Raw genomic sequence first — 23,360 nt, forward strand, 5'->3', positions numbered from 1 at the left:
AAAATGATTTTGACCTTCTTTCTTTGACAAAACATTATTTTCCACTCATCTTTTTGTAACCTCCCGTGGCGGGAAGCGGCGTATATTAAAATCAGATAGCGGCAGCCAAAAAAGCGTCGAATGCCTTTATAAAGCAGACGTCGGCACCGTACATAGAAAAAGCACAGAAGGAGGATAAAGATGAAGAAGTTACTTCTATTCGGCGGCGGTCTGGCTCTCGTGGCCCTTGCGGCGGCCTTTTGCATCGGGCCCTACAGCTCCTTCGCGAAGAGCGATGGTAGCGAATGGAAGGAGCCTTGCTTAAAGACGGCGCGGAATTTTATTCTAAACGACTTTAGCGATTTCGCTCAGGACGAGGAAATCAGCACGAACAATTTAAGTAAGGACGCGCAGAAGCTTCAACAGTTCATAAAAGATAAGCGGGCCATGAATTTATATCGTTGTGAGGTGGTGGGGCGAAAGGACGTCCTTGAAAAGGCGACCTTCGAGGATGAAGAATTTATCGACAACGGCGACGGCAGCTACGACGTCACCATGTTCGTGGATTTTTCCTTCTACGACGGCAAGGAACACGCCTCCGTGAACTACCCCTACAAAATCCATCTCGTCATCGAAGAGGGCGTGCCCAAGGTTCTGGCGGCCATGACCAGCGACACGGGAGCCTCTTGGTTAATCGACGGGGCCTATGGAAACAAGGTCCACAAATTGGACTACGACTGGCAGCTTCCGGGAAAGAAGAATAAGAAGGCCGATGCGCCCTACGATTTGGAAAAGGCGAAACAAGAATTGAAAGCCGATCTCGAAGCACCGCCGTGGCCGGGAGGAAAAGAGGAAGTATGAAACCATGCTCGAAGGACATCAAGTGCCTTCGGGCTTTTTTATTTCTCTCGTCATTTTTCCTTGACGAACGGCCGCCGGGGGCGTAGACTATTTGTAGCGAAGATACTTTAATTTAGTGCGAGACACTAAAAAGGTCGCAAAACAGAATACACCTGTCCCTAGGGACGGGTCTCTCTTTGTGCCTTTTACCTGTGTAAAAGCTTTTTTTATAGGAGGCCATATGCTGAAACATTTCATAGAACCGGATGATATGACAGAAAGAGAGTACGACGATTTATTTAGACTGGCGCAAGCAATTGCATCGGATCCCGGACGTTTCGCCCACGCGTGCGACGGAAAGATCCTGGCCAGTCTTTTTTTTGAGCCTTCCACGAGAACCCGCATGTCCTTCGACGCTGCCATGTACCGCTTAGGCGGTCAGGTGCTTCACTTAGGCGACGTGAAGGGATCCAGTCTGGCCAAGGGGGAAAGCGAGCGGGATACCCTGCACATTGTGGATCAGTACGCGGACATTTGCGTCATGCGCCATCCCTGCGCCTACACCCAGCACAAGGCCGTGGACGTCCTCCGGAACATGCCCCTCATTAACGCCGGCGACGGCGACCACGCCCACCCGACGCAGACTTTGGCGGATATTTTCACCATTCGCAAGCATAAGAAAAGCTGGGCGGGCTTAAAGATCGGCTTTTGCGGCGACTTGCGCTTCGGCCGCGCCGTCCACTCCCTGTTTCAGTTTTTAAATCGCTACGACAACGAATTCGTCTTTATTTCCCCCGAAGGCCTGAACATGCCCGAAGAATATTTAAAAACCGCCCGCTGCCCCTATGTGGAAGTGGACGATTTAAAGGCCGCCATCGGAGACTTGGACGTGCTCTACATGACCCGGGTGCAAAAGGAACGCTTCATCAGCGAAGAAGAGGCGAAGCGCTACGAGGGCTCTTACTTATTGAACGCCGACGTGCTGGAAGCGGCGACCGAGGATTTAATCGTGCTCCATCCCCTGCCTCGCGTAGACGAAATCGATCCGGAAATCGACACCGACCCTCGGGCCCTTTACTTCGAGCAGGCGCAAAACGGCATGTACATGCGCATGGCTTTGATCCTGACCTTGTTGGAGGCAAAAAATGATGGTAATCGGTAATGTGGACTTGGGCGGCGGCCTCTTCGTCCTCACCCTGGCTTACGACGGGGACGCCTCGCCGGGGCAATTTTTCATGGTGAAGCCCAGAGACCGGGCGAAGCTTTTGGGGAGGCCCATATCCGTCTTCTCTTTAAAAGACGGCGCCCTGTCCTTCCTTATAAAAAAAGTCGGCGGCGGCACCGACGACCTGGCGCGGCTCTTGCCCGGGGAGGAGATCGTGGCGGAAGGGCCCTTCGGCCGCGGCTTTCCCGAAATAAAAGAGAAGACCCTCTTTATCGGCGGAGGCACGGGCATCGCCCCCTCTCTCCATTTGTTGGAAGGGGACAGAAACAATCAGCTCTCCGTGGCCATCGGCCTGCGGGAGCCCAACGAGGGCCTTCAGGCCATCTACGCCCCCTACGGCGATCGGGTGAAATTTTACCTCGGCGCCAATATTTTCGACGAGCTTGAAATCGCAGACGAGGTCATCTACACCTGCGGCCCCGATCCCATGATGCGGGAGGCCGTGAAGCGGGCGAAAAATAAAATCTACGTCTCCATGGAAAAACACATGGGCTGCGGCTTCGGCGCCTGCTTGGCATGTACCTGCGAAAAAGAGGGCCGGCGGGTGCGGGTCTGCAAGGACGGCCCGGTCTTTGAAGGGAGGTCCATCTATGCTTAAGACGGAGCTTTTAGGCAACACCATGAAGAACCCGTTGATCGGCGCCTCGGGCACCTACGGCTTCGGCGAAGAATACGCCCCCTTTTACGATCCGGCCATCATCGGCGGCATTTCATCCAAGGGGCTCACGCTCAATCCCCGGCCGGGGAACACAGGGCAGCGGGTTTACGAAACGCCTTCGGGGATTATGAACTCCATCGGCCTGGAAAACCCCGGCGTGGAGCATTTCATCAAAGAAATCTTGCCCCAGATGCGAAAGATCGACACGGTGATCCTCGCCAATCTCGGCGGCCACAGCGTGGAGGATTACTTAATCGCCGCGGAGATGTTAAACGAGGCGGACATCGACATGATCGAGTTGAACATCTCTTGTCCCAATGTGGCCTCGGGGGGCATGGCCTTCGGCCTGCACTGTCAGGATGCGGCGGCCATTACGGCCAAGGTCAAGGAAGTGAGCCACCACAAAATCCTGGTAAAGCTTTCTCCTAACGGCGACAATCCGGCGGAGCTGGCCAAGGCTTGCGAAGCGGCGGGAGCCGACGGCATCAGTCTGGTGAACACCTTCCAGGCCATGGCCGTGGATGTAAAAAATCGCCGCGCCGTTTTCGACAATGTCTATGCCGGCCTTTCGGGGCCCGGGATCTTTCCCATCGCCCTGAGAATGGTGCGAGACACCGCCCGGGCGGTGAAGATTCCCGTCGTGGGCATGGGCGGCATTCGCTCGGCGGAGGATGTCATCGCCATGATTATGGTGGGGGCCCGTGCCGTGGAAATCGGCACCATGAATTTAGTGGAGCCCCACATCGTGCCCCGGCTCATCGCCGATTTAAAAACATATATGGAAGAAGAGAACATCGGATCCCTGGACGAGATTCGCGGGATGATTTAAAGGAGCGACTATGTATATTCAATTAGAAGACGGCACCGTCTTTACGGGCAAGCAGTTCAGCGGCAAGCGGCGCAGAGTGGGCGGCCGCTTTACCGTACACGGCACCATGATCGGCCACGAGGAGGTCATGACCGACCCCGCCAATTTAGATCGCATTTTACTCTTTACCTATCCCTTGGTCGGGGGCTACGGCATGAATTTCGAAGACAATCAGTCCGACGGACCGACGATCGCCGCCTTCCTTTGCCGCCGCGCCATGGAAAACGCCACGAACTTCCGCAGCGAAATGGATCTGAAGGCTTACTTAAATTACTACGACGTGGTGGGCCTCGAAGATGTGGACACTCGCGGCCTCATTCGCCACTTAAAGGAAACGGGCATGCAAAAAGGCGTCATCACCGACCGTCTCATGACGCCCTCTGAAATGGACGAATACTTCGCCGAGCAAAATCCCAACACCATCGAAGAGGTGAGCACCATCGAGGTCACGGAAATCGAAGGAGACGGCCCCACCGTCGCCCTTTGGGACTTCGGCGTCAAGGACGGCATCTTGGAAGCATTAAACGACGCGGGCTACCGCCTCATCGTCTATCCCGCCATGACCAATTTCGAAGCGATTTTAGACGACGAGCCGGATCTCTTGTTCCTAAGCTCCGGCCCCGGCGTCGCCGCCAACTATCTGGACCTGGTACACGACATCGGACAGATGATCGGCAAACTTCCCATTTACGGCATGGGCCTCGGGGCACAGTTTTTGGGCCTGGCCTTAGGCGGCGATCTCGAAAAACTCGCTTCGCCGCACGCCGGTGCCTCCATTCCCGTGAAGGGAGAAGAGGAGCGGGTCTATATGACGAGCCAAAACAGAGAATACGGCATCGATCACCTGCCCGAGTCCGTGAAGATCGATTACAGAAACGTGGCCGACCATACAGTGGAAGGCTTCACAGACGAAAAGAACAAAGCCGTCGGCGTGCTCTTCGATCCCTTCGGCCTGCCCGGCGCACGGGATCTGTTAAGCGCACAACTGTCCGTCATCAGCGAATTAGCCTAGGAGGAATTATGTCCCGCAACAAAGATATTAAAAAAGTACTCGTTATCGGCAGCGGCCCCATCGTCATCGGTCAGGCGGCGGAATTCGACTACTCAGGCACCCAAGCCTGTGAATCCCTTCGTGAAGAAGGGGTGGAAGTCGTCCTCGTCAACTCCAACCCGGCCACCATTATGACCGACAGGGAAGTGGCGGACAAGGTCTATATCGAACCCTTGACCACGGAGGTCATCGAAAAGATCATCGCAAAGGAACGCCCCGATGCCCTCATCGCCGGCATGGGCGGGCAAACGGGCCTGAACCTTTCCATCGAGCTCTACGACTCCGGCGTCTTGGACAAATACGGCGTGGAAATTATCGGCACCTCCATTCCCTCCATTAAGAAGGGCGAAGACCGGGAAGAATTCCGTCAACTCATGGAAGAAATCGGCGAGCCCATTATCGAATCGAAGACCGTGGAAACCGTGAAAGACGCCGTGGCCTATGCAAAGATCCTCGGCTATCCCGTGGTGGTGCGCCCGGCCTTTACCTTAGGCGGCACCGGCGGCGGTATCTGCGAAACGGAAGCGGAGCTCAAGACCATCGCCCACGCTGGCATCCACCTCTCCCGCGTCGGCCAAGTCTTAATCGAAAAATGCATTACGGGCTGGAAAGAAATCGAATACGAAGTGATTCGCGACTCCAAGGGCAGCTGCATCTGCGTCTGCAATATGGAAAACATCGACCCGGTCGGCGTTCACACCGGCGACTCCATGGTGGTGGCGCCGACCCAAACCCTGACGGATTTGGAACACGGCATGCTTCGTGAAGCGGCCTTCCGCATCATCGAAGGCGTGGGCATCGAAGGGGGCTGCAATGTGCAGTTCGCCGTGGAACCCAACAGCCTGCAATACGCCGTCATCGAAATCAATCCCCGGGTCAGCCGCTCATCGGCCCTGGCATCGAAAGCCACGGGCTATCCCATCGCTAGGGTAGCGGCAAAGATCGCCCTGGGCTTGGGCTTAGATGAAATCGAAAACAAGATTACCGTCACCCGATCCATGGCCTTCGAGCCCTCCATCGACTACGTGGTCGTGAAGATTCCCAAGTGGCCCTTCGACAAATTCTTCAACGCCGATCGCAATCTGGGCACGAAGATGATGGCCACCGGCGAAGTCATGGCCATTGGCCCCACCTTCGAAGTGGCGCTCTTAAAAGGCCTGCGCTCTTTGGAAATCGGCGCCTTCAGCCTGCTCCATCCCCGCTTTAAAACCATGGACATCGCCACCTTAAAGGAAAATGTGAAGCGGCCCAACGACGAGCGCCTCTTCTATCTGGCGGCTCTTTTAAACACGGGCTACGACATCAGTCGCCTCTCCAGAGAGACGGGGATGGACGCCTACTTCCTCCGCATCATTAAGCGCATCGTCGGCGTGGAAGCGGAACTGGAAGCCATGAAGAAGGAAGACCTGACGGAAGACAAGCTCCGCGAAATGAAGCGCCTGGGCTTCAGCGACGAAATCATCGCCAATCGCTTAAACGTCAGCGAAAAATTCATCCGTGAGCTGAGAAAGCTCTTCGGCATCGAAGCCAAGTACAGAAAAGTGGACACCCAAGGGGGCCTCGCCGACGCCAAGGCCAACTACCTCTACTCCCTCTACGAAGGGGAAGACGAATCGCCGGTCCACGAAGACAAGCGCCGCATTATCGTCATCGGCAGCGGCCCCATTCGCATCGGCCAAGGGGTGGAATTCGACTACGCTTCCGTTCACTGCGTCAAAACCCTGCGCAAGGAAGGCTACGAAACCATCATCATTAACAACAATCCCGAAACCGTCTCCACGGACTTCGACATCTCCGACAAGCTTTACTTCGAGCCCCTGACGGCGGAAGATACATTAAACATTATCGAAAAGGAAAAACCGGAAGGGGTCATCCTCCAGTTCGGCGGCCAAACCGCCATTAAGCTGGCCGGCGTCTTTAAAGAAGAAGGCATCCCCATCCTGGGTACGGATCCCACGGCCATCGACCGGGCGGAAGACCGGGAAAAATTCGACGCCATGCTGGAAGAGCTCAAGCTCGTTCGCCCGAAAGGCGTCGGCGTTCACGGCGTGGAAGAGGGCATGGAAAAGGCGGAAAGCCTGGGCTATCCCGTCCTCGTTCGCCCCTCCTACGTCCTCGGCGGCCAAGGCATGGAAATTTGTACCGCCGACGAGGATCTGCGCTACTACCTGGAAGAATCCTTCGCCATGGATCCCAAGCGCACGGTCTTAATCGACCAATACATTCAAGGCATGGAATGTGAAGTGGATGCCATCTGCGACGGCACCGACGTCTTCCTGCCGGGGATTATGGAACACTTGGAGCGGGCCGGCGTCCACAGCGGCGACTCCATCAGCATCTACCCCAGTCGAAACATTTCGAAGAAAATGGACGAGGCCATCTTAGACGCCACGAAGAAAGTGGCCCTGGAGCTGGGCGTCAACGGCATGATAAATATTCAGTTCATCATTAAAGACGACACCCTCTTCATGATCGAAGTGAACCCGAGAAGCTCCCGCACCGTGCCCTATCTCTCCAAGGTTACGGGCATGAACATTACGGAAATCGCGACGAAGGTCATGCTCGGCGACAGCTTAAAATCCATGGGCTACGGCACGGGCATCGGCCCCGTCTCTCCCACCACCTGCGTAAAGATTCCCGTCTTCAGTACGGAAAAACTCCACCGGGTGGAAGCATCCCTCGGCCCCGAAATGCGTTCCACCGGCGAGGTCTTAGGCGTTGGTCGCACGGAAGAAGAGGCCATGGCCAAGGGCTTTTTAGCCGCCGGCACGGACATCGCGCCCAAGAGCCGCCGCGCCCTTTGCACCATTCGCGACCGCGACAAAGAGGAATTCTTGCCCATCGCCCAATCTCTGGCGGAAGACGGCGTCACCTTCTACGCCACCAAGGGCACCAAGGCCTTCTTAAATAAAAACGGCATCGAAGCAGAAGAGGTGCGCCGCATCGGCGAAGAAGCACCTACCATGATCGACCTGATCCAAGAAGGGAAGATCGACCTCGTCTTCAACACGCCCACCAAGGGCAACGACTCCAAGCGCGACGGCTTCTTGATTCGTCGAAACGCCATCGAATGCGACGTGGAACTCTTCACCAATTTGGACAAGGCCAAGGTCTTCGCCCAAACCCTGAAGAACAATCCCTTAAAAGACGATTTGACTATTTACGAAATCGGCGACTACAACAACGATTGATAATGAGGCGATTCGGGTAATACTTCATAAAGGAGTGTGAGGATATGGGAATCGGAATTACCATCGACTTATTAAATAAACCTGAAAAAAACAAGGCGGACCGCAGAGAAGCGGTACTCGCCGCGCGAAAAGACGCCGACGACTTGGCGGCGGTCTTAAATAAAAAAGCCGACGTGGCCCAGTACGTGATCCACGAATCCTTAATCGCTAAATTAAAATGGGACAAGATCGATTTGGTCTTCCCCCTGGTAAAAGATAGAGACGAAAGGAAGTCCCTGGCATCCCTTTTAACCGGCGAAGGCATTCCCTTCGTCGGTGCCGGGGTCATGGGCCTGGGCATCGGCGAGGATCCCCTCTTGGCCGCGGGCATTTTGAAGCAACAGAACCTGCCCTATCGGCGGGTCTATATGGCATCCGGCGTCGTGGATCTGGCGAAGATCGACGCCGAGTATCCCTTGATCTTGACGGCGGAAGATGATGCGGTCTTCGTGGAAGACGAAGAGGCCCTCTACGAAAAAGCCAAAGCCCTTTTCGACGTGGCGCCGACTATCTACGTTCGCGAACCCTTGAAGGGCAAGAAGGTTCACGTAGCCGTCGTAGGCAACGGCGACGATGTAAAAATTATGGCCGCCTCCGATGAGGATCTAAGCGAAAATGAATCGGCGGAAGTCGCCTCCCTCGCGAAAAAAGTTTTCGAGCTCTTTCAATTCAGAGACATGGGCTATTTCGAAATGGAAGTGGCGGATGACGCCGCCTACATTGTGGACTCTGTTGCCTTTCCCGAGCTTTCCGCTGAAGGCGACTTTATGGCCGCAGCAAGGGCCCGGGGCATGTCTCGTGACGATGTCATCTTCTCTATCGTCGATGCCGCCCTGGCGCGGACCGGCGCGGAATTAAAAGACCGCAGCGACGGCTTTTTGGCCACGGCGAAGACCCGGCTGAAAGATATGGACGGTCTCTTGAAGGAAGAGGAAGAGCGTCTCTCGGAATTTTACAGCCGCGAGGCCAAGGAACGCATCGACCGCTTCCAAGAAGAAGCCAAGGAAATGCGCCATCATTTAGATGAAAGCATGGAAGGGGCGGATGAGGGAGCGAAAGAAGCGCAGCTCGCCGCCAATGCGGCCATGGATCAAGCTAAAGACGCCGCCAAGGAGCGGCTGCAACGGGTAGGTGAAGGCGCCCGCGAGACCATATACAAGGCCAAGCGCTACGCCAAAGAGCGCATGGACGAAGCCCAAGCGGACGCCAAGGCGGAAACGGCGGCGGCCGCAGAAGCTTACGGCGAGGAGTCGGACATTCGCGAGTTGAAGAGGCGCTACGCCGCTTTGGAACGACGGGTCTACGCTTTGGAAGAGCGGATTCGCTTCTTGGAAAATCGTTGATAAGAGAATAAAAACAAAGCCGGCAGTGAATGCCGGTTTTTTGTAGGAGGAGCTATGAAAATTTACGGCACGGATCTTTGCCCCGACTGCGTGGAAGCAAAAAGGAAATTGGACGAGAAAAACATCCCCTACGACTACGTGGACATTACGGCGAGCATCGGCAATTTAAAGGCCTTTATGAAAATGCGTGACGAAGAGCCCGCCTTCGACGAGGCAAAGAAAGCGGGGGCCGTCGGCGTGCCCGCCTTTGTCCTCGACGATGGCGACATTTGTCTCGAGCTCGAGATTTAGAAAAAAATTCCGCCGATTGCGGAAAAACAATTGCTTTTTCGCTTTTTTCTGCTATACTATTAGTAATCCTAACAAATATGAAAGCGTCGAGCAGAAGCAAGTAGCTTCAGGTGCCCTTCTCAGAGAGTCGGTGGTTGGTGCGAACCGATGAAGTAGCCTGTCGTGAATGGGTCTGTGAGTGCGAGGTGAAATAAAGTAGCCGAGCCGGTTCTCCCGTTACAGAGATAGGATATGTTAGTATCTAAATGAGATGCGTCCTTTGGGCGCAACTAGGATGGCACCGCGAATTCACCATTTGCTCCTACACGAGCAAGTGGTTTTTTTGTGCCGAGAAAAGGAGTTATTATGAACACGAAAACTTTAGTACAGGGAGCTATTTTCATCGCATTGGGCACCATTTTACACACCGTGGTCCCGGGATTTTTTAACGGCATGAAGCCCGACTTTATGCTTTTCTGTTTAATCGCTTACATTATTTTAAACCCGAAGCCCTTGCCCACCTTGGCCATGGGCGTGGCCACCGGCGTTATGGCGGCATTGACCACCCAATTCCCCGGCGGTCAGCTTCCGAACATCTGCGATAAAATCGTCGCCGCATTTTCCGTCCTGCTTATGATTCGCGCAATTCCCGGCGACGGCACCGTAAAAAAAGCCATTATTTACTTCGTCGCCACCATTATCAGCGGCTCCGTGTTCTTGGGAACGGCCATGCTCCTCGTGGGTCTGCCCGGCGATGCGGCCTTTACCGCCATGTTCGTCGCCGTCGTCCTTCCCACGGCAGCCATGACGGCGGTATTAGGCGTCATTTACGAAAGAGTCATCGCCGTCAACTACAAACGGAATCGAGCCTAGGTCAAGAGCGAGTGCACTCGCTCTTTTTCCATGTCCCTTTCAATGAGGCCTATGGTATAATACACAAGTTAAGGCAGTATTTGGAGCAAAGGAGCACTTATGATCGAAATAAAAAATCTGGTCTATGAATACGAAGAGGCCGATCATCCGGCGGTGGGCGGCGTGGACCTCACCATCGAAAAGGGCGAATTCGTCGCCGTCTTGGGCCACAACGGCAGCGGCAAGTCCACCATGGCCAAGTGCTTAAACGGCTTGTTCCAACCGACACGTGGCGATGTCGTCATCGACGGCATGAACACCAAAGTGGAAGAGGACATTTGGAAGATTCGCGCCCGTGCCGGCATGGTGTTTCAAAATCCCGACAATCAAATCGTTGCCACCATCGTGGAAGAAGACGTGGCATTCGGCGCGGAAAACCTGGCTGTGGAGCAAGGGGAGCTGCGCCGCCGCGTAGACGAGGCCCTGGCGGCGGTGGAAATGACCGAGTACAAAGACGATCAGCCCCACAAACTTTCCGGTGGCCAGAAACAGCGGGTGGCCATTGCGGGCATTCTCGCCATGAATCCCGACTACATTATTTTAGACGAGCCCACGGCCATGCTGGACCCCAGAGGCCGGGAGGAAGTCATGAAGACGATTCTGCGGCTGAATAAGGAAGAGGGCAAGACCATTATCCTCATCACCCACTTTATGTCGGAAGCCGTTCAGGCGGATCGGGTGGCGGTCATGGAAGAGGGCAAGCTCGTGTTGGAGGGCCCGCCACGGGAAGTCTTTAATCAAGTGGACACCATGAAGTCCCTGGGCTTGGACGTGCCTCAGGTTACGGAGCTCGCCGCCCGTTTAAAGGCCGCAGGCGTGCCCCTGCCCGACGGAATTTTAGATAGAGAGGAGTTTGTCGACGCCTTATGCCGAGCATCAGCATCCGAAATGTAAGCTATATTTATAATCAGGGCCTGCCCTTCGAAAAGCGGGCGCTGAATCAAGTGAATCTGGACATTCATGCCGGCGAATTTATCGCCTTGGTGGGCCACACGGGCAGCGGCAAATCCACCTTGGTTCAACATTTAAACGGCCTCATGGAACCGACGGAAGGGAAGATCCTCTACGAAGGCACCAATTTTCGCGACAAGGGAAACATCGCCACTCTGCGCCAAAAGGTGGGCCTGGTGTTTCAATACCCGGAGTACCAGCTCTTTGAAGAGACCATCGCCAAAGACATCGCCTACGGGCCGAAGAATCTGGGCCTCACCGACGACGAGGTGGAGGACCGCGTGCGCCGCGCCATGGCGAGAGTGGGCCTGGACTACGACGAGAAAGGGGAGAAGAGCCCCTTCGCCCTTTCCGGCGGGCAAAAGCGGCGGGTGGCTATTGCCGGCATTCTGGCTATGGAGCCCGAGGTGCTGGTCTTGGACGAGCCCACGGCGGGACTGGATCCCCGGGGCAGTCGCGAAATCCTGGAAGAGATTCACGAGATTTATGAGTCCACCGGCACCACCATCGTCTTGGTGTCCCACAGCATGGAAGAAGTGGCCCGTCTCGCCACCCGCATGATCGTCATGGACCGAGGCGAAGTGTGCATGGACGGCACGCCCCGTGAAATTTTTGCGCGAGCGGAAGAGCTCCGCGCCATCGGTCTCGACGTGCCCCAGGTGCGCCACACCATGACCGATCTAAAGGGCGCGGGCATTCCCATAAAGGAAGACTGTATTACCGTCGACGAAGCTTTCGACGAATTAAAGACATGGTGGGAGGGAAGACATGCTTAAAGACATAACCATCGGCCAGTATTTTCCCGCCAAGTCCCCGGTCCACTCCCTGGACCCCCGATACAAAATCCTCATTATGACGATTTTTATCGTGAGCCTGTTTTTCATTCAATCCTTTTGGCCTTATATCTTCGTCTTCGCGTGGCTCTTTTTAACCATTGTGGCGGCGAAAATTCCCGTGAACATGGTGCTAAAGGGACTGAAGCCCCTGCGGCTGATCTTGATCTTTACCTTTGTCATGAATCTGTTTTTCATTCCCGGGGAAGAAATTTTCCGCTGGGGCTTTCTGTCCATCTCCCGTGAAGGGCTGGTGCAGGCCGTCTTTATGGCCATACGCCTCGTGCTTTTAGTCGTGGGGACCAGCCTCCTCACCTTGACCACCTCGCCTCTCGCCCTCACCGAAGGCTTTGAAAAGCTCATGAGCCCCCTGAAGCGGGTGGGCTTTCCCGCCCACGCCATCGCCATGATGATTACCATCGCCCTGCGCTTCATTCCCACCTTAATCGACGAGGCGGATAAAATTATGAAGGCGCAAATGGCCCGCGGCGCCGATTTTGAATCGGGGAATGTGTTGAATCGGGCGAAGAATCTGGTGCCTCTTTTGGTGCCCTTGATCTTAAACGCCCTTCGCCGGGCGGAAGAGCTGGCCACCGCCATGGAAAGCCGCTGCTACCGCGGCGACGAACACCGCACGAAATTAAATCCCCTGCGCATCACCGGGAAGGATCACTTGTATTTCGCCCTGAACATGATCTTCTTCATCGCCGTCTGTGCCTCCCGCTGGATGCCCGTGCCCCTGCCATGAAAAATATATTGATCACCGTGGCCTACGACGGCACGAACTTTCACGGCTATCAGGATCAGGGGCCGAAAAAGCTTCGCACCGTGGAGACCCTGCTGCGGAGCGCTCTTGAAAAAACCGTGCATCACCCCGTGGCGCTGCAGTCCGCGGGCCGCACGGACAAAGGCGTTCACGCCCTGGGGCAAAAGGCGAACTTCCTCTCGGACACCACCATCGACCTGGGCAATTTCCCCCGAGTGGTCAATTACCACCTGCCCCGGGATCTGAGCATTACCGAGGCCGTGGAAGTGCCCGAGGATTTTCATGCCCGCTACGGCGCCAAGAGAAAGCACTACAAGTACCGCATCTATAATGCCAAGCACCGAAGCGGCATGTTGGATCGCTACGCCGTCCACGCCCCCTTCCCCCTGGATGTGGAGCGCATGGAAAGGGCCCTGAAGAAAATCGAGGGCTTCCACGACTACTCCGCCTTTATCGGCCGCTACGCATCGCCGGCCAATCCCAAGCGAGCCATCGACGAAATCACCGTGACCCGGGCGGGAGAGCTCATCGAAGTGGATTTTTACGGCAAAAGCTTTTTGAAAAACCAAATCCGCATCATTATGGGCTGCGCCATGGAAATCGGCCGCGGCCTCATGCCGGAAGATCAGCTGCTCAAGGCCACGAAGACATTGGACCGCAAGGATTTAGGCCCCACGGCCCCCGCCAACGGATTGATCCTTATGTCCATCGATTACAAATAGCACGCGCCGCGTGCTGTTTTTTTGTTTGAAAACAAATTCGATATGTTAGAATAGAGACAATATATAGAAAGAGGTGTTCTATGCGCGGTAGCTTTAAAGTATTGGCCTGTTACCTTATGTGGGCTTTTCTCGTCTTATATTGGCCCATCTTCGGTGCCATGGATCCTTTGGCGGTCCTGTCCTTTCGCATCGTCTTTTCAATGATCTTTTGTCTGATCATCATGCTTATTCTGGGACAGGGCCCCGCCATCCTCGCCCTCATGAAAGACAAAAGGCAGATGCTCTTTTTGCTCTTGGCGGGCATCACCATTACCATTAACTGGGGCGGCTACATCATCGCCGTGATGACCGGCCGTGTCCTGGACGCCTCATTGGCCTATTATATGTATCCCATCTTTTCCATCGTTCTCGGCTTTGTTATTTACAAAGAAAAGCTGCGGCCCATGCAGTGGGTGGCCTTCGCTCTCGCCATTATGGGCGTTACCGTCCCCATCGTCGCCTACGGTCAAGTGCCGATCTTTGCCATTATGATCGGCGTCAGCTTTTCCATTTACGGTGCCTTTAAAAAGCAAGTGACCGCCACGGCAATGGAAAGCATTTTTATGGAAACTCTGCTGGTGACGCCACTGGCCATGATTTATCTGTTGGCCTTCAGTCACTTGGACGGACTCTCTGCAAGAGACATTATCCTGCTCCCCACCATGGGCATCGCAACCACCGTGCCCTTGATCTTCTTTGCATCGGGGATGAAAGACACGGATCTTTCCGTGGCAGGCGTCTTAATGTACATTAATCCCACCATTCAACTCCTCCTCGGCGTCTTCTGCATGGGTGAAGAATTTACCACCATCCACGCCTGGATGTTCGCCTTCGTGTGGGCCGGTGTGGCCCTGTTTTTGACGGACACCTTCCGGCAAAAGAAGAAAAAGGTCGTGGAGTAAAAATAAAATAAGAGACAGGTCAAGACCCTCGAGAAAAATCGAGGGCCTTTTTTTATTGACAAGTGTTCACTGCTGTTATACACTGTTATAGAAATGAGGGATAGCCATGGACATCATCATTGACAATTCCGCTTCTCTGCCCATCTATGAGCAGCTGCGGAATCAAATTCGCGATCAAATTATAAACGACGTGCTGGCATACGACGAGCAGCTTCCTTCCATTCGCGTCCTCGCCAAGGATCTTTCCATCAGCATTATGACGGTAAAAAAAGCCTATGATGCGCTGGAAGAAGAAGGCTTTATCGTGACGCGGCAGGGGAAGGGATCTTTTGTCGCCGAGAAAAACGAGAATGTGGCGCGGGAAATCCTGCAAAAGGAAATCGAAGCACATATGGAAGCCGTCGTCGCCATTGCACAGGATCACGGCATCGACAAGAAAGAGATTGTCGCCATGCTGGATATTTTCTTCGGAGGTGAATAATGGATCGAGTCGCTTTAAAAAATATTCGGAAGGAATACAGCGCCTTTACCCTGGACGGGGTCAGTTTTCCCGTGAAAGAGGGATTTATTACGGGCTTTATCGGTCCCAACGGCTCGGGCAAGACGACCACCATTCGCGCTATTTTAAATCTTAATCATTTAAACGGAGGCGAGGTGCTTTACCGCGGCGCGCCGCCGGAAGACAACGACTACCTGCAGGATGTAGGCATCGTCCTCGATGAATCCTATTTTCCGAAAGACTGGTCCGTGGGAGACGTGAACAAAGTCTTGTCCGTGGGCTATAAAAATTGGAACGGCACGGAATTTTCGAAGCGGGTGGCGGGATACGGCATCGACGAAAAATTAAATGTGAAGGGCCTTTCCCGGGGCATGACGACGAAGCTTATGCTCGCCGCCGCTCTGTCCCACGGCGCCAAGACCTTGATCTTGGACGAGCCCACCAGCGGGCTGGATCCCCGCTCCCGCGATGAATTTCGCGACACCATTCAACGCTACATGGCGGAGGATGAGGAAAACACGGTGCTCTTTTCCACCCACATTACGGAGGATTTGGAGGCCATTGCCGATTACATCGCCTTTATAATGGATGGCGTGATGATTTTTTACGGCACGAAAGACGATTTTTTGGAGGCTTACCGCATCGTAAAGTGCAGTGAGGCGGATTTGAAAGCCGTCGATCCAAAAAAAATTCTCGGCAAGAAAAAAACCTCCACCCACGTGGAAGTATTGGTGGCGACGGATGGGGCTCATGCTTTCGGCGAAAACGCCGTGGTGGAGAAGCCTTCCATCGACCGCATTATGACTTTTTACCATCGAGGTGATGAAGATGCTTAAAACCTGCAAAATGGATTTTTTGGGCATTCGCCCTTATATGACTTGGAAGCCTATTGCATTTTTCATCCTGTTTTCCGTGGGATTTACCTACATTGGAGATTATTCCGTCTTTCCCATGGTCTTCGCCATGATCGTGTCCTTAATGATCATGACCTACCCCTTCGTGACCGGCGAAGATTCCGGGACGGAGCGGCTCTACCGTATGATCGGCATGGAAGATGAGGATACGGTTAAGGGCCGTTACCTTTATTCTTTCGTGGTATTTCTCGTCGCAATCCTCGCCGCCCTCGTCATTATGAATGGCGTGAATCTGGTGAAAAACGGCGAACTGTTAATCGGTGAAAGCTTGATGAGCGGCGGGCTCTATCTCGCCGTGTCCATCCTATTTATGGACATCAATGTGCCGATCTTCTTTGCCGTGGGCCACAAAAGAGCTAAGGCGGTGGCCGGGGGAGCCATCATCGCCGCGACATTAATCGTCGTCGGCATATCTGGCTTTGCCGCCTCGGCTTTTCCCGATGAAGCCAAGGGCCTTTACCTGTGGGCGACGAGCCACGTGGCGCTCATCGCGCTTTTCGGCATCGCGTTCTTGGTGCTGATGACCATGCTATCTTATGGCATAGCCCTGAAAAAATTTAAGAAGAGAGATTTATAATACGTTTCGAAAAAAAGAGCATAAAAAAAGACGCCCGTAGGCGTCATTTGGAGCTAACGAGGGGACTTGAACCCCTGACCTGCTGATTACGAATCAGCTGCTCTACCAACTGAGCCACGTTAGCGAATACTCCTATTATTTTAGGTCATGTAAGCGGAAAATGCAAGGGCCATGTAAAAATTCTTTCATGAAGGCGGGCGGCGATTGAAACGGCCCGCCTTTTATAGTACCATAGAAGCGATATGGTATGTCCCGGGGAGCCGGGATTTTTTAAATAGAGAGGACGAGCACGTGTCCATAGCGGAAATTGAACGAAGCATTATAAAAAAATATCGGAAGACCATTTGGCGCCGCTTTATTAAGGGCATCAACGACTACGACCTAATCGAAGACGGGGATGTCATCGCCGTGGCCATTAGCGGCGGCAAGGACTCCCTGCTTCTGGCGAAGCTGTTGCAGGAATTGAAGCGCCACGGCAAGAAACAGTTTGAGCTCTTGTTTTTAACCATGGATCCCGGCTACCTGCCCTCCATTCGCAAGCAGGTGGAGGAAACGGCGAAGGCCATGGGGATTCCCCTGCAGATCTACGACAGCAATGTCTTTGAAGTGGCGGAGGACATGGGCGGGGAGAAGCCCTGCTACATGTGTGCCCGCATGAGGCGGGGGAGCCTTTACGACAAGGCCAAGTCCCTGGGGGCGAATAAGCTGGCCCTGGGCCACCACTTCGACGATGTCATCGAGACGGTGATGATGAATGTGCTCTTCGGCGGCAGCTACAAGACCATGATGCCCAAGCTTCACTCCACGAATTTCGAGGGCATGGAGCTGATTCGGCCCATGATTTTTATTCGGGAGTCGGACATTCGCCAGTGGGTGAAGTATAACGACCTCACCCCCATCGACTGCGCCTGCACGGTGACGGCCAAGGAAAATTTCGGCGCCCGTGCCTATGTGAAGAACCTCATCGAAACCATTGCAGAGGAAAATCCAAACGTGGCCATGTCCATTTATCGCTCGGCGGAAAATGTGGAGCTCGGGGCGATTTTAGGTTATAAAGACAGCGAGGGAGAGAAGCACAGCTTTTTAGAACATTACGAGAAGGGAGAATAGTATGCGACTGATTTCATGGAATGTCAACGGCATTCGCGCCGCCTTAAAGAAGGGCTTTATGGATTTTTTCGAGGACGTGGACGCGGATATTTTCTGTCTGCAGGAGACCAAGCTTTCCGCGGGCCAGTTGGATTTGGAGCTTGTAGGCTACCATCAATACTGGAACTACGCCGAGAAAAAAGGCTACAGCGGCACGGCGGTCTTTACGAAGGAAGAGCCCATTCACGTGTCCTACGGCATCGACATGGAAGCGCACGACAAGGAAGGGCGGGTCATTACCTGCGAGTACGAAGATTTCTTCCTGGTAACCTGCTACACCCCCAATTCCCAGCGTGGCCTGGCCCGCTTGGACTACCGCATGGAGTGGGAAGAGGATTTTCGCAAGTACCTGAATATGTTGGATCAGGTGAAACCCGTCGTGCTTTGCGGGGATTTAAACGTGGCCCACAAGGAAATCGACCTGAAAAATCCCGCGGCCAATCGTAAAAACGCCGGCTTCTCCGACGAAGAGCGCAGCCAATTTCAAAACCTGCTGGACGCCGGCTACACGGACACCTTCCGCCACCTCTATCCCGATGCGGAGGACCGCTACAGCTGGTGGAGCTATATTACCAAGGCCCGGGAAAGAAACGCCGGTTGGCGCATCGACTACTTCGTCGTCAGCGAACGGCTGGCGGAAGATATCGTCGAAGCCGACATTCGCGACGACATTATGGGCAGCGACCATTGTCCCGTTTATTTGGAGCTGGAAGTTTAGGGAATGGATTGAAATCTTGAAGAAAAGTCGGTAAAATTTAATGAGGTATAAGAATTAAATTTTAAAAGAAAGGTGAGACAATGGCAGCAACGCGATTTATCAGAATCAACGATCATTTACACTACATCGGCGTAAACGATCGCTACACCCATCTCTTCGAAAGCATGTGGCCCTTGCCCGACGGCATCAGCTACAACTCCTATCTGTTCGACGGTGGATCTAAAACCTGTCTTTTGGACTGTGTGCGCATCGATTCCGTGTCGGAATTTTTTGAAAAGCTGGAAGATTCCCTGGACGGCAGGGGACTGGACTACATCGTAGTCAACCACATGGAGCCGGACCACACATCCTCTTTAAAGAGCGTCATGGAGCGCTACCCGGACTGCAAGGTCATTACCAATAAAAAAGCCGTCACCATGATGAACAACTTCTACGACATCGGCGACGAGCGGGCAATTGTCGTAGCCGACGGCGAAACCGTGGACATCGGCGAGCGGAAGCTGACCTTCTACACCACCCCCATGGTTCACTGGCCCGAATCCATGGTCTGCTTCGAAGAAGAAACGGGCATCCTCTTCAGTCAAGACGCCTTCGGCGGCTTCGGCACCTTAGACGGCGCCATCTTCGACGACCAAGTGGCATGGGACAAGTACCGTGAAGAAACCATTCGCTACTACACCAACATCGTTGGCAAATACAGCGTGCAAGTCATTCGCGCCCTGAAAAAATTAGAAGGCCTGGACATTCAAATGATCTGTCCCGACCACGGCCCCATTTGGCGCGACAATATCGAACGCATCGTGGGACTCTACAGCGATTTAAGCGAACAAAAAACCGAAGACGGCGTGCTCATCGTCTACGGCTCCATGTACGGCAATACGGAGCAAGTGGCGGAAGCCATCGCCCGTTCCCTCTCCGCCGAAGGAGTACACAACATTCGCATTCGCGACGTGTCCAAGACCCACCTGAGCTATTTAATCAGTGAAACCTGGAACTACAAGGGCATCATCCTCGGCTGCCCCACCTACAATGTGGGCCTGTTCCCGCCCATGGCCACCTTGGTCGACGTGCTGAAGAAACAAAAGATGAAGAACCACATCTTAGGCACCTTTACCAACGCCAGCTGGGGCGGCGGCGCGGAAAAAGTATTCGCCGCCTTCGCCGAAGAAAGCAAATGGGAAGTGCTCTCCACCACCGTGGATGTTATGGGCGCTCCCGAGCAGGAAGATTTAGACAAATGTGCCCAAATGGCCAAGGAAATGGCCGAAGCCTTAAAGGCGAGCAAGTAAAGAGAGAAGCGTCGGCATGCCGGCGCTTTTTTTGTATGGAAGGAAAAAATTCTGGTTCTATGTTAATCATTGGGGAGTCTAGTGAAAACTAGGCTCCTTTTTATTTTCCTAAAAGCCATTCATTACCGATCTTTTGAACAAACGAAAAGCAGTTTCGTTCGAAAATGATGAAAGTTTTGCATCACAAAGGTGACACGCTTCACGGTCTTGATCTTGTTGTGCGTTCCTTCCACGTCGCCGTTACTCCAAGGCTAATCAAAGCTGCTGGTGATCTCCTCGAACCAGTTGTTGTAAGCGCGCAAGCAGTTGCGCCACTCCTTTCGCCCGCTTTTCTTAGCCTCTTTCGTCCGGTTTGTGGAAAGAAGGCTTCTTTTACGCTTTTATAGGTACCGCACATATCGCTGACAAAGATTTCAACGCCGCGCCTTTCCGTGCGATCGATGGAGGGGAAATACCTAGCTAAATCCTCGCCGTAGCACGTGGGAAGAATGTCGATGATTTCCTTCGCTTCCCCATCGGCCAAGGTGGTTTGGTACATGCTTCCGCCGCTGTCTCCCTTAAACTCGTCGATACAAAAGACGCGGGGCAGCCGTTGACGGGGCACAAACAAACAAGCCACGATGCGGAAAATGCTCGTCGATCAAATGCCCACTTCCCGTGCCAGCTCCGACATCGAACGGATATCTCGAAAAGCATCCACCACATAAGCGATTAAACGCTTTATCATCTGTTTACCCTTGGCGGCAAAGGAAAGGGGAGCTTCAAAGCGCGCCCCGCAATCCTTGCAATCATAGCGCGTCTTCCTAACGCGAAAAACCACGTGCTTACGCCGCATCGGTGCGTCTCGAAGCAATTGCTCCCGGTGATCGTGAACCCAGGCATGGGTCGATCCACAGTGAGGACAAACCCGATCATGAACGGGTTTACAATCAATGGTAATCAGATGTCTTTCTTCTGACACACCGGTAACCTCGGCATCTTGTATTCCTAAAAGTAATGTGGCAATATTTTTTTGCACTCGTTTGACCCCCTTTATTTTATTGTGGTGATTTAATTTTAGGCGATAGGGAAAACAAGTGCTATCTTTTTGCATAAAAAATATCCATTGAGGAGGTCACTCTACCCCAATGGATATTATAAAGCCTGTTTTTTTGTGGAAATGTATGGCAAACTATACTTAACCAAATGAAAGAAGGCTAAATAATGAAAAATAGAATTGAAGAATATAGAAAACCGTTAGGGTTATCTCAATACAGACTGGGGAAGAAGATTGGAATATCAATAACTGTGGGATTAAAATATACTAGGACTTATTTTCATAAAGATGGTTACTATGTATATGGATGGTCTCCAACTAGTTTGTCGGTGAGAAGTTATTAAAAGGGTAGTAAAAATGAGTAATAAATCAAAGCTATTTTTATCTATACTGCAAATAATAGCAGGAGTACTCGCTGCTGTGGTTTTTGTTAAGAGTATTATTAATGGCGGAAGTATGGAGATGATAATAATATCATTTATGGCGATGATATTGGGCATAACAAATGGTGTTAAAAATTTACGTGATAAAAATAAAGATAAGAATGGGCTAAATGTTTAGTCCATTTACGGTACAAGTTGTTTTTACTTGGAAGGAAAAAATTTCATCAGCTTACAGTCGTCTGTGGCCTATAAAAGCATTGAAAAATCCTTGGGGGGGGGGTATAATAAAGTACAGAGAAGCACAAATTCTTCCGCTGCATCCATTGATTAAAGATGATTTTTTGTAAATCCGCAGTGGAACAAAGAGATGACGTGAAGTGTACGGTAAATTGCAATCATCTACGGATGATCGAAGGAGGTTTTTTATGAAAAAGTTGGCCACATTATTAATCTGCTTGCTGCTCCTTCCCTCGGCGGTGCTGGCGAAGGGAGCCGATCCCATCGCGGTTTACGTCAACGGCCGGGAGCTCTTGGACGAAGAGACGATGCCCGTCATTCGCCACGACCGCACCTTCCTGCCCGTGCGCGCGGTGACCGAAGAGCTGGGCTACACCGTGGCGTGGAACGGAGATAAAAAAGAAGTCACCTTGACTAAGGGCGACGCTTCCGTGGTCATGACCATCGGAAAGAAAACCTATCGCCTGGGCGACAAGACGGCGTCCATGGACGTGGCACCTTATCTGGAAAAAAATCGCACCTTTATTCCCGCTCGCTACTTAGGCGAGGCCACGGGCCTTCCCGTCAAGTGGATGCCGAAGGTGCGCGTCGTCACCGTGGGAAGCTATCCCCAAAAGGATGCGCCGGCCGGTGAGCGCATCTACGTGAAAGACGTGAACATGTCCTTTGTACTGCCCAAGGATGTGGAGATCTCCTACAAGCTCGAAGGCAAATGCCTCCACTTCTACGAAAAGTCCAATGACGATGCGGGCAGCGACGGCTTCCTCTTCTCCCTGAGCCGGGTGCATAATCCGAAGTGGGATTGGTACAATTGGCCCGTCATCCTCGCCTACAAAGACGGCGTCTACTACGGCGCGGACTTCAGGGGCGATCCGGCGATGATTCAAGACAAGACGCTGAAGGCAAAATTCGAAAAGGCCCACGACCGCATCGACGACATCCTGATGACGGTCCGCGTAGGAAAATAAAAAAGAGATAGAAGGAATCCCGTCGGCGAAAGTGCCGGCGGGATTTTCTTTTGCTCAAAATAAAAACGCCTCTGCCGTGACGGGTAGAAGCGTTTTTGAATCATTATCTCATCGTGACCATTTCTTCGGCACTGGTGGGGTGAATGGCCACGGTGGCGTCGAAGTCGGCCTTGGTGGCGCCCATTTTCACGGCGACGCCGAAGTCTTAAAGGCAAGCAAGTAAAGAAAAGCGTCGGGAAGCCGGCGCTTTTTTGTATGCGCAATGCACTTTTTTTGCCAAAGCTGAGAATCATTGGAAATTTCGATATAATGAAATCGTACATAAAAGAGAGTAAGAGTTTATTATATTACATAGCCGATGAGTTCGATGAAGAATTTGATGCCAATTCCAATACGAATCAAGTGACGGCTTCGGAAACCGCCGACGCCTCGGCACAGGGAGAGGGCAGAGTGTCCGACACCGTTCGCATCGTCGTCGACGGCAATGTGCTTTTGGAAGATTACCGGCCGAAGAAGCGAGGAGACACCCTCTTGTTTCCCGCCATGGCCATTACCCGGGCAGGAAATGGGGCCGTCATGGCAGAATTCGACGACGACGTTCCGAGCCGCGGGTATACTCGTGTGAGTAATGATTTCGACACTCCGTGTTACACCATGAACCGCCTGGATTACTTTCCCGAATACGGCATTATGGAAGAAAATCACGAGCAGTTCAATCCCTGTTATCGTCTGAAGACTCAGCCTATTGTGAAAGATGGGGAGGTCTATGTGGATTTGGAGACGATTCGTGTGATTACCGCCATGGACTGCAATTACGACGAGGCGGCTGGCGTATTGAACCTTACTTATAATACCACCAATGCTGATAAGATTTACAACGATATGTTCGGTGGGAGTGATACGGATCTTTGGATTTACATTCCCTATCCCGACGGGGGCGATTCCATGGATTCGGCGAGCTATTTCGGCTACATCAAGCAGTACGTCAATTAAGAAAAGGG

27 protein-coding genes, 1 tRNA gene and 1 other annotated feature are annotated in these 23,360 nt (G+C 53.0%); of the genes, 23 read left to right on the forward strand and 5 right to left on the reverse strand.

Translation table 11 applies throughout. From position 1 onward, the window contains the following. The first annotated feature begins 180 nt into the window (after positions 1-180). The 17 genes from BQ7397_RS04235 to BQ7397_RS04315 all read left to right on the forward strand — a co-directional run bounded on the left by BQ7397_RS04235 (position 181) and on the right by BQ7397_RS04315 (position 16,579). Positions 181-840 carry a hypothetical protein gene (locus tag BQ7397_RS04235; RefSeq protein WP_077074867.1) on the forward strand — a complete coding sequence of 220 codons (660 nt, stop codon included), beginning with the start codon at positions 181-183 and terminating at the stop codon, positions 838-840. A 220-nt stretch (positions 841-1,060) separates the two neighbouring features. Next, on the forward strand, positions 1,061-1,981 hold the full coding sequence (pyrB, locus tag BQ7397_RS04240) for an aspartate carbamoyltransferase (protein WP_077074868.1): 921 nt from the start codon (positions 1,061-1,063) through the stop codon (positions 1,979-1,981). Next, a complete protein-coding gene (locus BQ7397_RS04245) occupies positions 1,965-2,642 on the forward strand; it encodes an iron-sulfur cluster-binding protein (protein ID WP_077074869.1) in 678 nt (225 codons plus the stop codon). Before pyrB ends, BQ7397_RS04245 begins: the two co-directional genes overlap by 17 nt. Further along, complete coding sequence (locus BQ7397_RS04250) at positions 2,635-3,531, forward strand: dihydroorotate dehydrogenase (protein WP_077074870.1); 897 nt, start codon at positions 2,635-2,637, stop codon at positions 3,529-3,531. The genes BQ7397_RS04245 and BQ7397_RS04250 overlap by 8 nt, the downstream gene beginning before the upstream one ends. A 10-nt stretch (positions 3,532-3,541) precedes the next feature. Next, positions 3,542-4,582 carry a carbamoyl phosphate synthase small subunit gene (locus BQ7397_RS04255; protein WP_077074871.1) on the forward strand — a complete coding sequence of 347 codons (1,041 nt, stop codon included), beginning with the start codon at positions 3,542-3,544 and terminating at the stop codon, positions 4,580-4,582. Between the two features lie 8 nt (positions 4,583-4,590). Next, positions 4,591-7,812: a carbamoyl-phosphate synthase large subunit gene (gene carB / locus BQ7397_RS04260; protein WP_077074872.1), complete on the forward strand. Its 3,222-nt coding sequence runs from the start codon at positions 4,591-4,593 to the stop codon at positions 7,810-7,812. A gap of 44 nt (positions 7,813-7,856) precedes the next feature. Continuing rightward, on the forward strand, positions 7,857-9,194 hold the full coding sequence (locus BQ7397_RS04265) for a D-alanine--D-alanine ligase family protein (RefSeq protein WP_077074873.1): 1,338 nt from the start codon (positions 7,857-7,859) through the stop codon (positions 9,192-9,194). 54 nt (positions 9,195-9,248) lie between these two features. Further along, positions 9,249-9,485 (forward strand): glutaredoxin domain-containing protein, encoded by a 237-nt coding sequence (locus tag BQ7397_RS04270; protein ID WP_077074874.1) that lies wholly within the window; start codon positions 9,249-9,251, stop codon positions 9,483-9,485. A gap of 77 nt (positions 9,486-9,562) precedes the next feature. Continuing rightward, positions 9,563-9,791, forward strand: a binding site (T-box leader). Positions 9,792-9,830: 39 nt separating this feature from the next. Beyond that, the gene (locus BQ7397_RS04275) at positions 9,831-10,337 is read left to right on the forward strand and encodes a tryptophan transporter (RefSeq protein ID WP_077074875.1); all 507 of its coding nucleotides are present in this window, start codon (positions 9,831-9,833) and stop codon (positions 10,335-10,337) included. A 99-nt stretch (positions 10,338-10,436) separates the two neighbouring features. Beyond that, positions 10,437-11,270: an energy-coupling factor transporter ATPase gene (locus BQ7397_RS04280; protein ID WP_077074876.1), complete on the forward strand. Its 834-nt coding sequence runs from the start codon at positions 10,437-10,439 to the stop codon at positions 11,268-11,270. After that, positions 11,243-12,103: an energy-coupling factor transporter ATPase gene (locus BQ7397_RS04285; RefSeq protein ID WP_077074877.1), complete on the forward strand. Its 861-nt coding sequence runs from the start codon at positions 11,243-11,245 to the stop codon at positions 12,101-12,103. Before BQ7397_RS04280 ends, BQ7397_RS04285 begins: the two co-directional genes overlap by 28 nt. Continuing rightward, positions 12,096-12,908 carry an energy-coupling factor transporter transmembrane component T family protein gene (locus tag BQ7397_RS04290; protein ID WP_077074878.1) on the forward strand — a complete coding sequence of 271 codons (813 nt, stop codon included), beginning with the start codon at positions 12,096-12,098 and terminating at the stop codon, positions 12,906-12,908. The genes BQ7397_RS04285 and BQ7397_RS04290 overlap by 8 nt, the downstream gene beginning before the upstream one ends. After that, complete coding sequence (truA, locus tag BQ7397_RS04295) at positions 12,905-13,648, forward strand: tRNA pseudouridine(38-40) synthase TruA (protein WP_077074879.1); 744 nt, start codon at positions 12,905-12,907, stop codon at positions 13,646-13,648. Before BQ7397_RS04290 ends, truA begins: the two co-directional genes overlap by 4 nt. A gap of 80 nt (positions 13,649-13,728) precedes the next feature. Further along, positions 13,729-14,589 (forward strand): EamA family transporter RarD, encoded by an 861-nt coding sequence (gene rarD / locus BQ7397_RS04300; RefSeq protein WP_077074880.1) that lies wholly within the window; start codon positions 13,729-13,731, stop codon positions 14,587-14,589. 106 nt (positions 14,590-14,695) lie between these two features. Next, on the forward strand, positions 14,696-15,070 hold the full coding sequence (locus BQ7397_RS04305) for a GntR family transcriptional regulator (protein ID WP_077074881.1): 375 nt from the start codon (positions 14,696-14,698) through the stop codon (positions 15,068-15,070). Continuing rightward, positions 15,070-15,924: an ABC transporter ATP-binding protein gene (locus BQ7397_RS04310; RefSeq protein WP_083703406.1), complete on the forward strand. Its 855-nt coding sequence runs from the start codon at positions 15,070-15,072 to the stop codon at positions 15,922-15,924. Before BQ7397_RS04305 ends, BQ7397_RS04310 begins: the two co-directional genes overlap by 1 nt. Continuing rightward, positions 15,917-16,579 carry an ABC-2 transporter permease gene (locus BQ7397_RS04315; RefSeq protein WP_077074883.1) on the forward strand — a complete coding sequence of 221 codons (663 nt, stop codon included), beginning with the start codon at positions 15,917-15,919 and terminating at the stop codon, positions 16,577-16,579. The genes BQ7397_RS04310 and BQ7397_RS04315 overlap by 8 nt, the downstream gene beginning before the upstream one ends. A gap of 48 nt (positions 16,580-16,627) precedes the next feature. Here BQ7397_RS04315 and BQ7397_RS04320 read toward each other — a convergent pair. Then, positions 16,628-16,703 (reverse strand) — tRNA-Thr (locus BQ7397_RS04320). A 167-nt stretch (positions 16,704-16,870) separates the two neighbouring features. Between BQ7397_RS04320 and BQ7397_RS04325 the strand changes: the two genes are divergently transcribed. The 3 genes from BQ7397_RS04325 (at position 16,871) to BQ7397_RS04335 (ending at position 19,735) form a co-directional block, all read left to right on the forward strand. Further along, entirely contained in the window at positions 16,871-17,689 is an 819-nt protein-coding gene (locus BQ7397_RS04325; protein ID WP_077074884.1) for a tRNA 2-thiocytidine biosynthesis TtcA family protein, read from the forward strand. A gap of 1 nt (position 17,690) precedes the next feature. Next, entirely contained in the window at positions 17,691-18,446 is a 756-nt protein-coding gene (locus BQ7397_RS04330; RefSeq protein WP_077074885.1) for an exodeoxyribonuclease III, read from the forward strand. Positions 18,447-18,526: 80 nt separating this feature from the next. Beyond that, the gene (locus BQ7397_RS04335; RefSeq protein ID WP_077074886.1) at positions 18,527-19,735 is read left to right on the forward strand and encodes an FprA family A-type flavoprotein; all 1,209 of its coding nucleotides are present in this window, start codon (positions 18,527-18,529) and stop codon (positions 19,733-19,735) included. 122 nt (positions 19,736-19,857) lie between these two features. On the opposite strand, the gene BQ7397_RS09555 is transcribed toward BQ7397_RS04335, so the two are convergent. The 3 genes from BQ7397_RS09555 to BQ7397_RS04350 are packed head-to-tail and all read right to left on the reverse strand — an operon-like array spanning position 19,858 to position 20,828. Further along, on the reverse strand, positions 19,858-19,968 hold the full coding sequence (locus tag BQ7397_RS09555; protein ID WP_144019967.1) for a transposase: 111 nt from the start codon (positions 19,966-19,968) through the stop codon (positions 19,858-19,860). Continuing rightward, entirely contained in the window at positions 19,935-20,354 is a 420-nt protein-coding gene (locus BQ7397_RS04345; RefSeq protein WP_077074887.1) for a transposase, read from the reverse strand. Before BQ7397_RS04345 ends, BQ7397_RS09555 begins: the two co-directional genes overlap by 34 nt. 21 nt (positions 20,355-20,375) lie before the next feature. Further along, on the reverse strand, positions 20,376-20,828 hold the full coding sequence (locus tag BQ7397_RS04350; RefSeq protein WP_077074888.1) for a transposase family protein: 453 nt from the start codon (positions 20,826-20,828) through the stop codon (positions 20,376-20,378). A 300-nt stretch (positions 20,829-21,128) separates the two neighbouring features. Here BQ7397_RS04350 and BQ7397_RS04355 point away from each other — a divergent pair, with 300 nt between their 5' ends. Next, positions 21,129-21,332: a hypothetical protein gene (locus tag BQ7397_RS04355; RefSeq protein ID WP_077074889.1), complete on the forward strand. Its 204-nt coding sequence runs from the start codon at positions 21,129-21,131 to the stop codon at positions 21,330-21,332. 247 nt (positions 21,333-21,579) lie between these two features. Next, a complete protein-coding gene (locus tag BQ7397_RS04360) occupies positions 21,580-22,359 on the forward strand; it encodes a copper amine oxidase N-terminal domain-containing protein (RefSeq protein ID WP_077074890.1) in 780 nt (259 codons plus the stop codon). A 103-nt stretch (positions 22,360-22,462) separates the two neighbouring features. On the opposite strand, the gene BQ7397_RS09560 is transcribed toward BQ7397_RS04360, so the two are convergent. Further along, entirely contained in the window at positions 22,463-22,549 is an 87-nt protein-coding gene (locus BQ7397_RS09560) for a hypothetical protein (RefSeq protein WP_417875227.1), read from the reverse strand. 119 nt (positions 22,550-22,668) lie between these two features. Here BQ7397_RS09560 and BQ7397_RS04370 point away from each other — a divergent pair, with 119 nt between their 5' ends. Then, positions 22,669-23,352 carry a hypothetical protein gene (locus tag BQ7397_RS04370; protein ID WP_144019968.1) on the forward strand — a complete coding sequence of 228 codons (684 nt, stop codon included), beginning with the start codon at positions 22,669-22,671 and terminating at the stop codon, positions 23,350-23,352. Positions 23,353-23,360: the final 8 nt, after the last annotated feature.

It is taken from the genome of Aedoeadaptatus urinae, assembly GCF_900155585.1.
GTDB classification, from domain to species: domain Bacteria; phylum Bacillota; class Clostridia; order Tissierellales; family Peptoniphilaceae; genus Aedoeadaptatus; species Aedoeadaptatus urinae.

Coding starts and splice junctions, on each gene's coding strand:
- BQ7397_RS04235 (WP_077074867.1), top strand. CDS start 181: ATGAAGAAGTTACTTCTATTCGGCGGCGGTCTGGCTCTCGTGGCCCTT.
- pyrB (WP_077074868.1), top strand. CDS start 1,061: ATGCTGAAACATTTCATAGAACCGGATGATATGACAGAAAGAGAGTAC.
- BQ7397_RS04245 (WP_077074869.1), top strand. CDS start 1,965: ATGATGGTAATCGGTAATGTGGACTTGGGCGGCGGCCTCTTCGTCCTC.
- BQ7397_RS04250 (WP_077074870.1), top strand. CDS start 2,635: ATGCTTAAGACGGAGCTTTTAGGCAACACCATGAAGAACCCGTTGATC.
- BQ7397_RS04255 (WP_077074871.1), top strand. CDS start 3,542: ATGTATATTCAATTAGAAGACGGCACCGTCTTTACGGGCAAGCAGTTC.
- carB (WP_077074872.1), top strand. CDS start 4,591: ATGTCCCGCAACAAAGATATTAAAAAAGTACTCGTTATCGGCAGCGGC.
- BQ7397_RS04265 (WP_077074873.1), top strand. CDS start 7,857: ATGGGAATCGGAATTACCATCGACTTATTAAATAAACCTGAAAAAAAC.
- BQ7397_RS04270 (WP_077074874.1), top strand. CDS start 9,249: ATGAAAATTTACGGCACGGATCTTTGCCCCGACTGCGTGGAAGCAAAA.
- BQ7397_RS04275 (WP_077074875.1), top strand. CDS start 9,831: ATGAACACGAAAACTTTAGTACAGGGAGCTATTTTCATCGCATTGGGC.
- BQ7397_RS04280 (WP_077074876.1), top strand. CDS start 10,437: ATGATCGAAATAAAAAATCTGGTCTATGAATACGAAGAGGCCGATCAT.
- BQ7397_RS04285 (WP_077074877.1), top strand. CDS start 11,243: ATGCCGAGCATCAGCATCCGAAATGTAAGCTATATTTATAATCAGGGC.
- BQ7397_RS04290 (WP_077074878.1), top strand. CDS start 12,096: ATGCTTAAAGACATAACCATCGGCCAGTATTTTCCCGCCAAGTCCCCG.
- truA (WP_077074879.1), top strand. CDS start 12,905: ATGAAAAATATATTGATCACCGTGGCCTACGACGGCACGAACTTTCAC.
- rarD (WP_077074880.1), top strand. CDS start 13,729: ATGCGCGGTAGCTTTAAAGTATTGGCCTGTTACCTTATGTGGGCTTTT.
- BQ7397_RS04305 (WP_077074881.1), top strand. CDS start 14,696: ATGGACATCATCATTGACAATTCCGCTTCTCTGCCCATCTATGAGCAG.
- BQ7397_RS04310 (WP_083703406.1), top strand. CDS start 15,070: ATGGATCGAGTCGCTTTAAAAAATATTCGGAAGGAATACAGCGCCTTT.
- BQ7397_RS04315 (WP_077074883.1), top strand. CDS start 15,917: ATGCTTAAAACCTGCAAAATGGATTTTTTGGGCATTCGCCCTTATATG.
- BQ7397_RS04330 (WP_077074885.1), top strand. CDS start 17,691: ATGCGACTGATTTCATGGAATGTCAACGGCATTCGCGCCGCCTTAAAG.
- BQ7397_RS04335 (WP_077074886.1), top strand. CDS start 18,527: ATGGCAGCAACGCGATTTATCAGAATCAACGATCATTTACACTACATC.
- BQ7397_RS04350 (WP_077074888.1), bottom strand. CDS start 20,828: ATGCAAAAAGATAGCACTTGTTTTCCCTATCGCCTAAAATTAAATCAC.
- BQ7397_RS04355 (WP_077074889.1), top strand. CDS start 21,129: ATGAGTAATAAATCAAAGCTATTTTTATCTATACTGCAAATAATAGCA.
- BQ7397_RS04360 (WP_077074890.1), top strand. CDS start 21,580: ATGAAAAAGTTGGCCACATTATTAATCTGCTTGCTGCTCCTTCCCTCG.
- BQ7397_RS04370 (WP_144019968.1), top strand. CDS start 22,669: ATGAAATCGTACATAAAAGAGAGTAAGAGTTTATTATATTACATAGCC.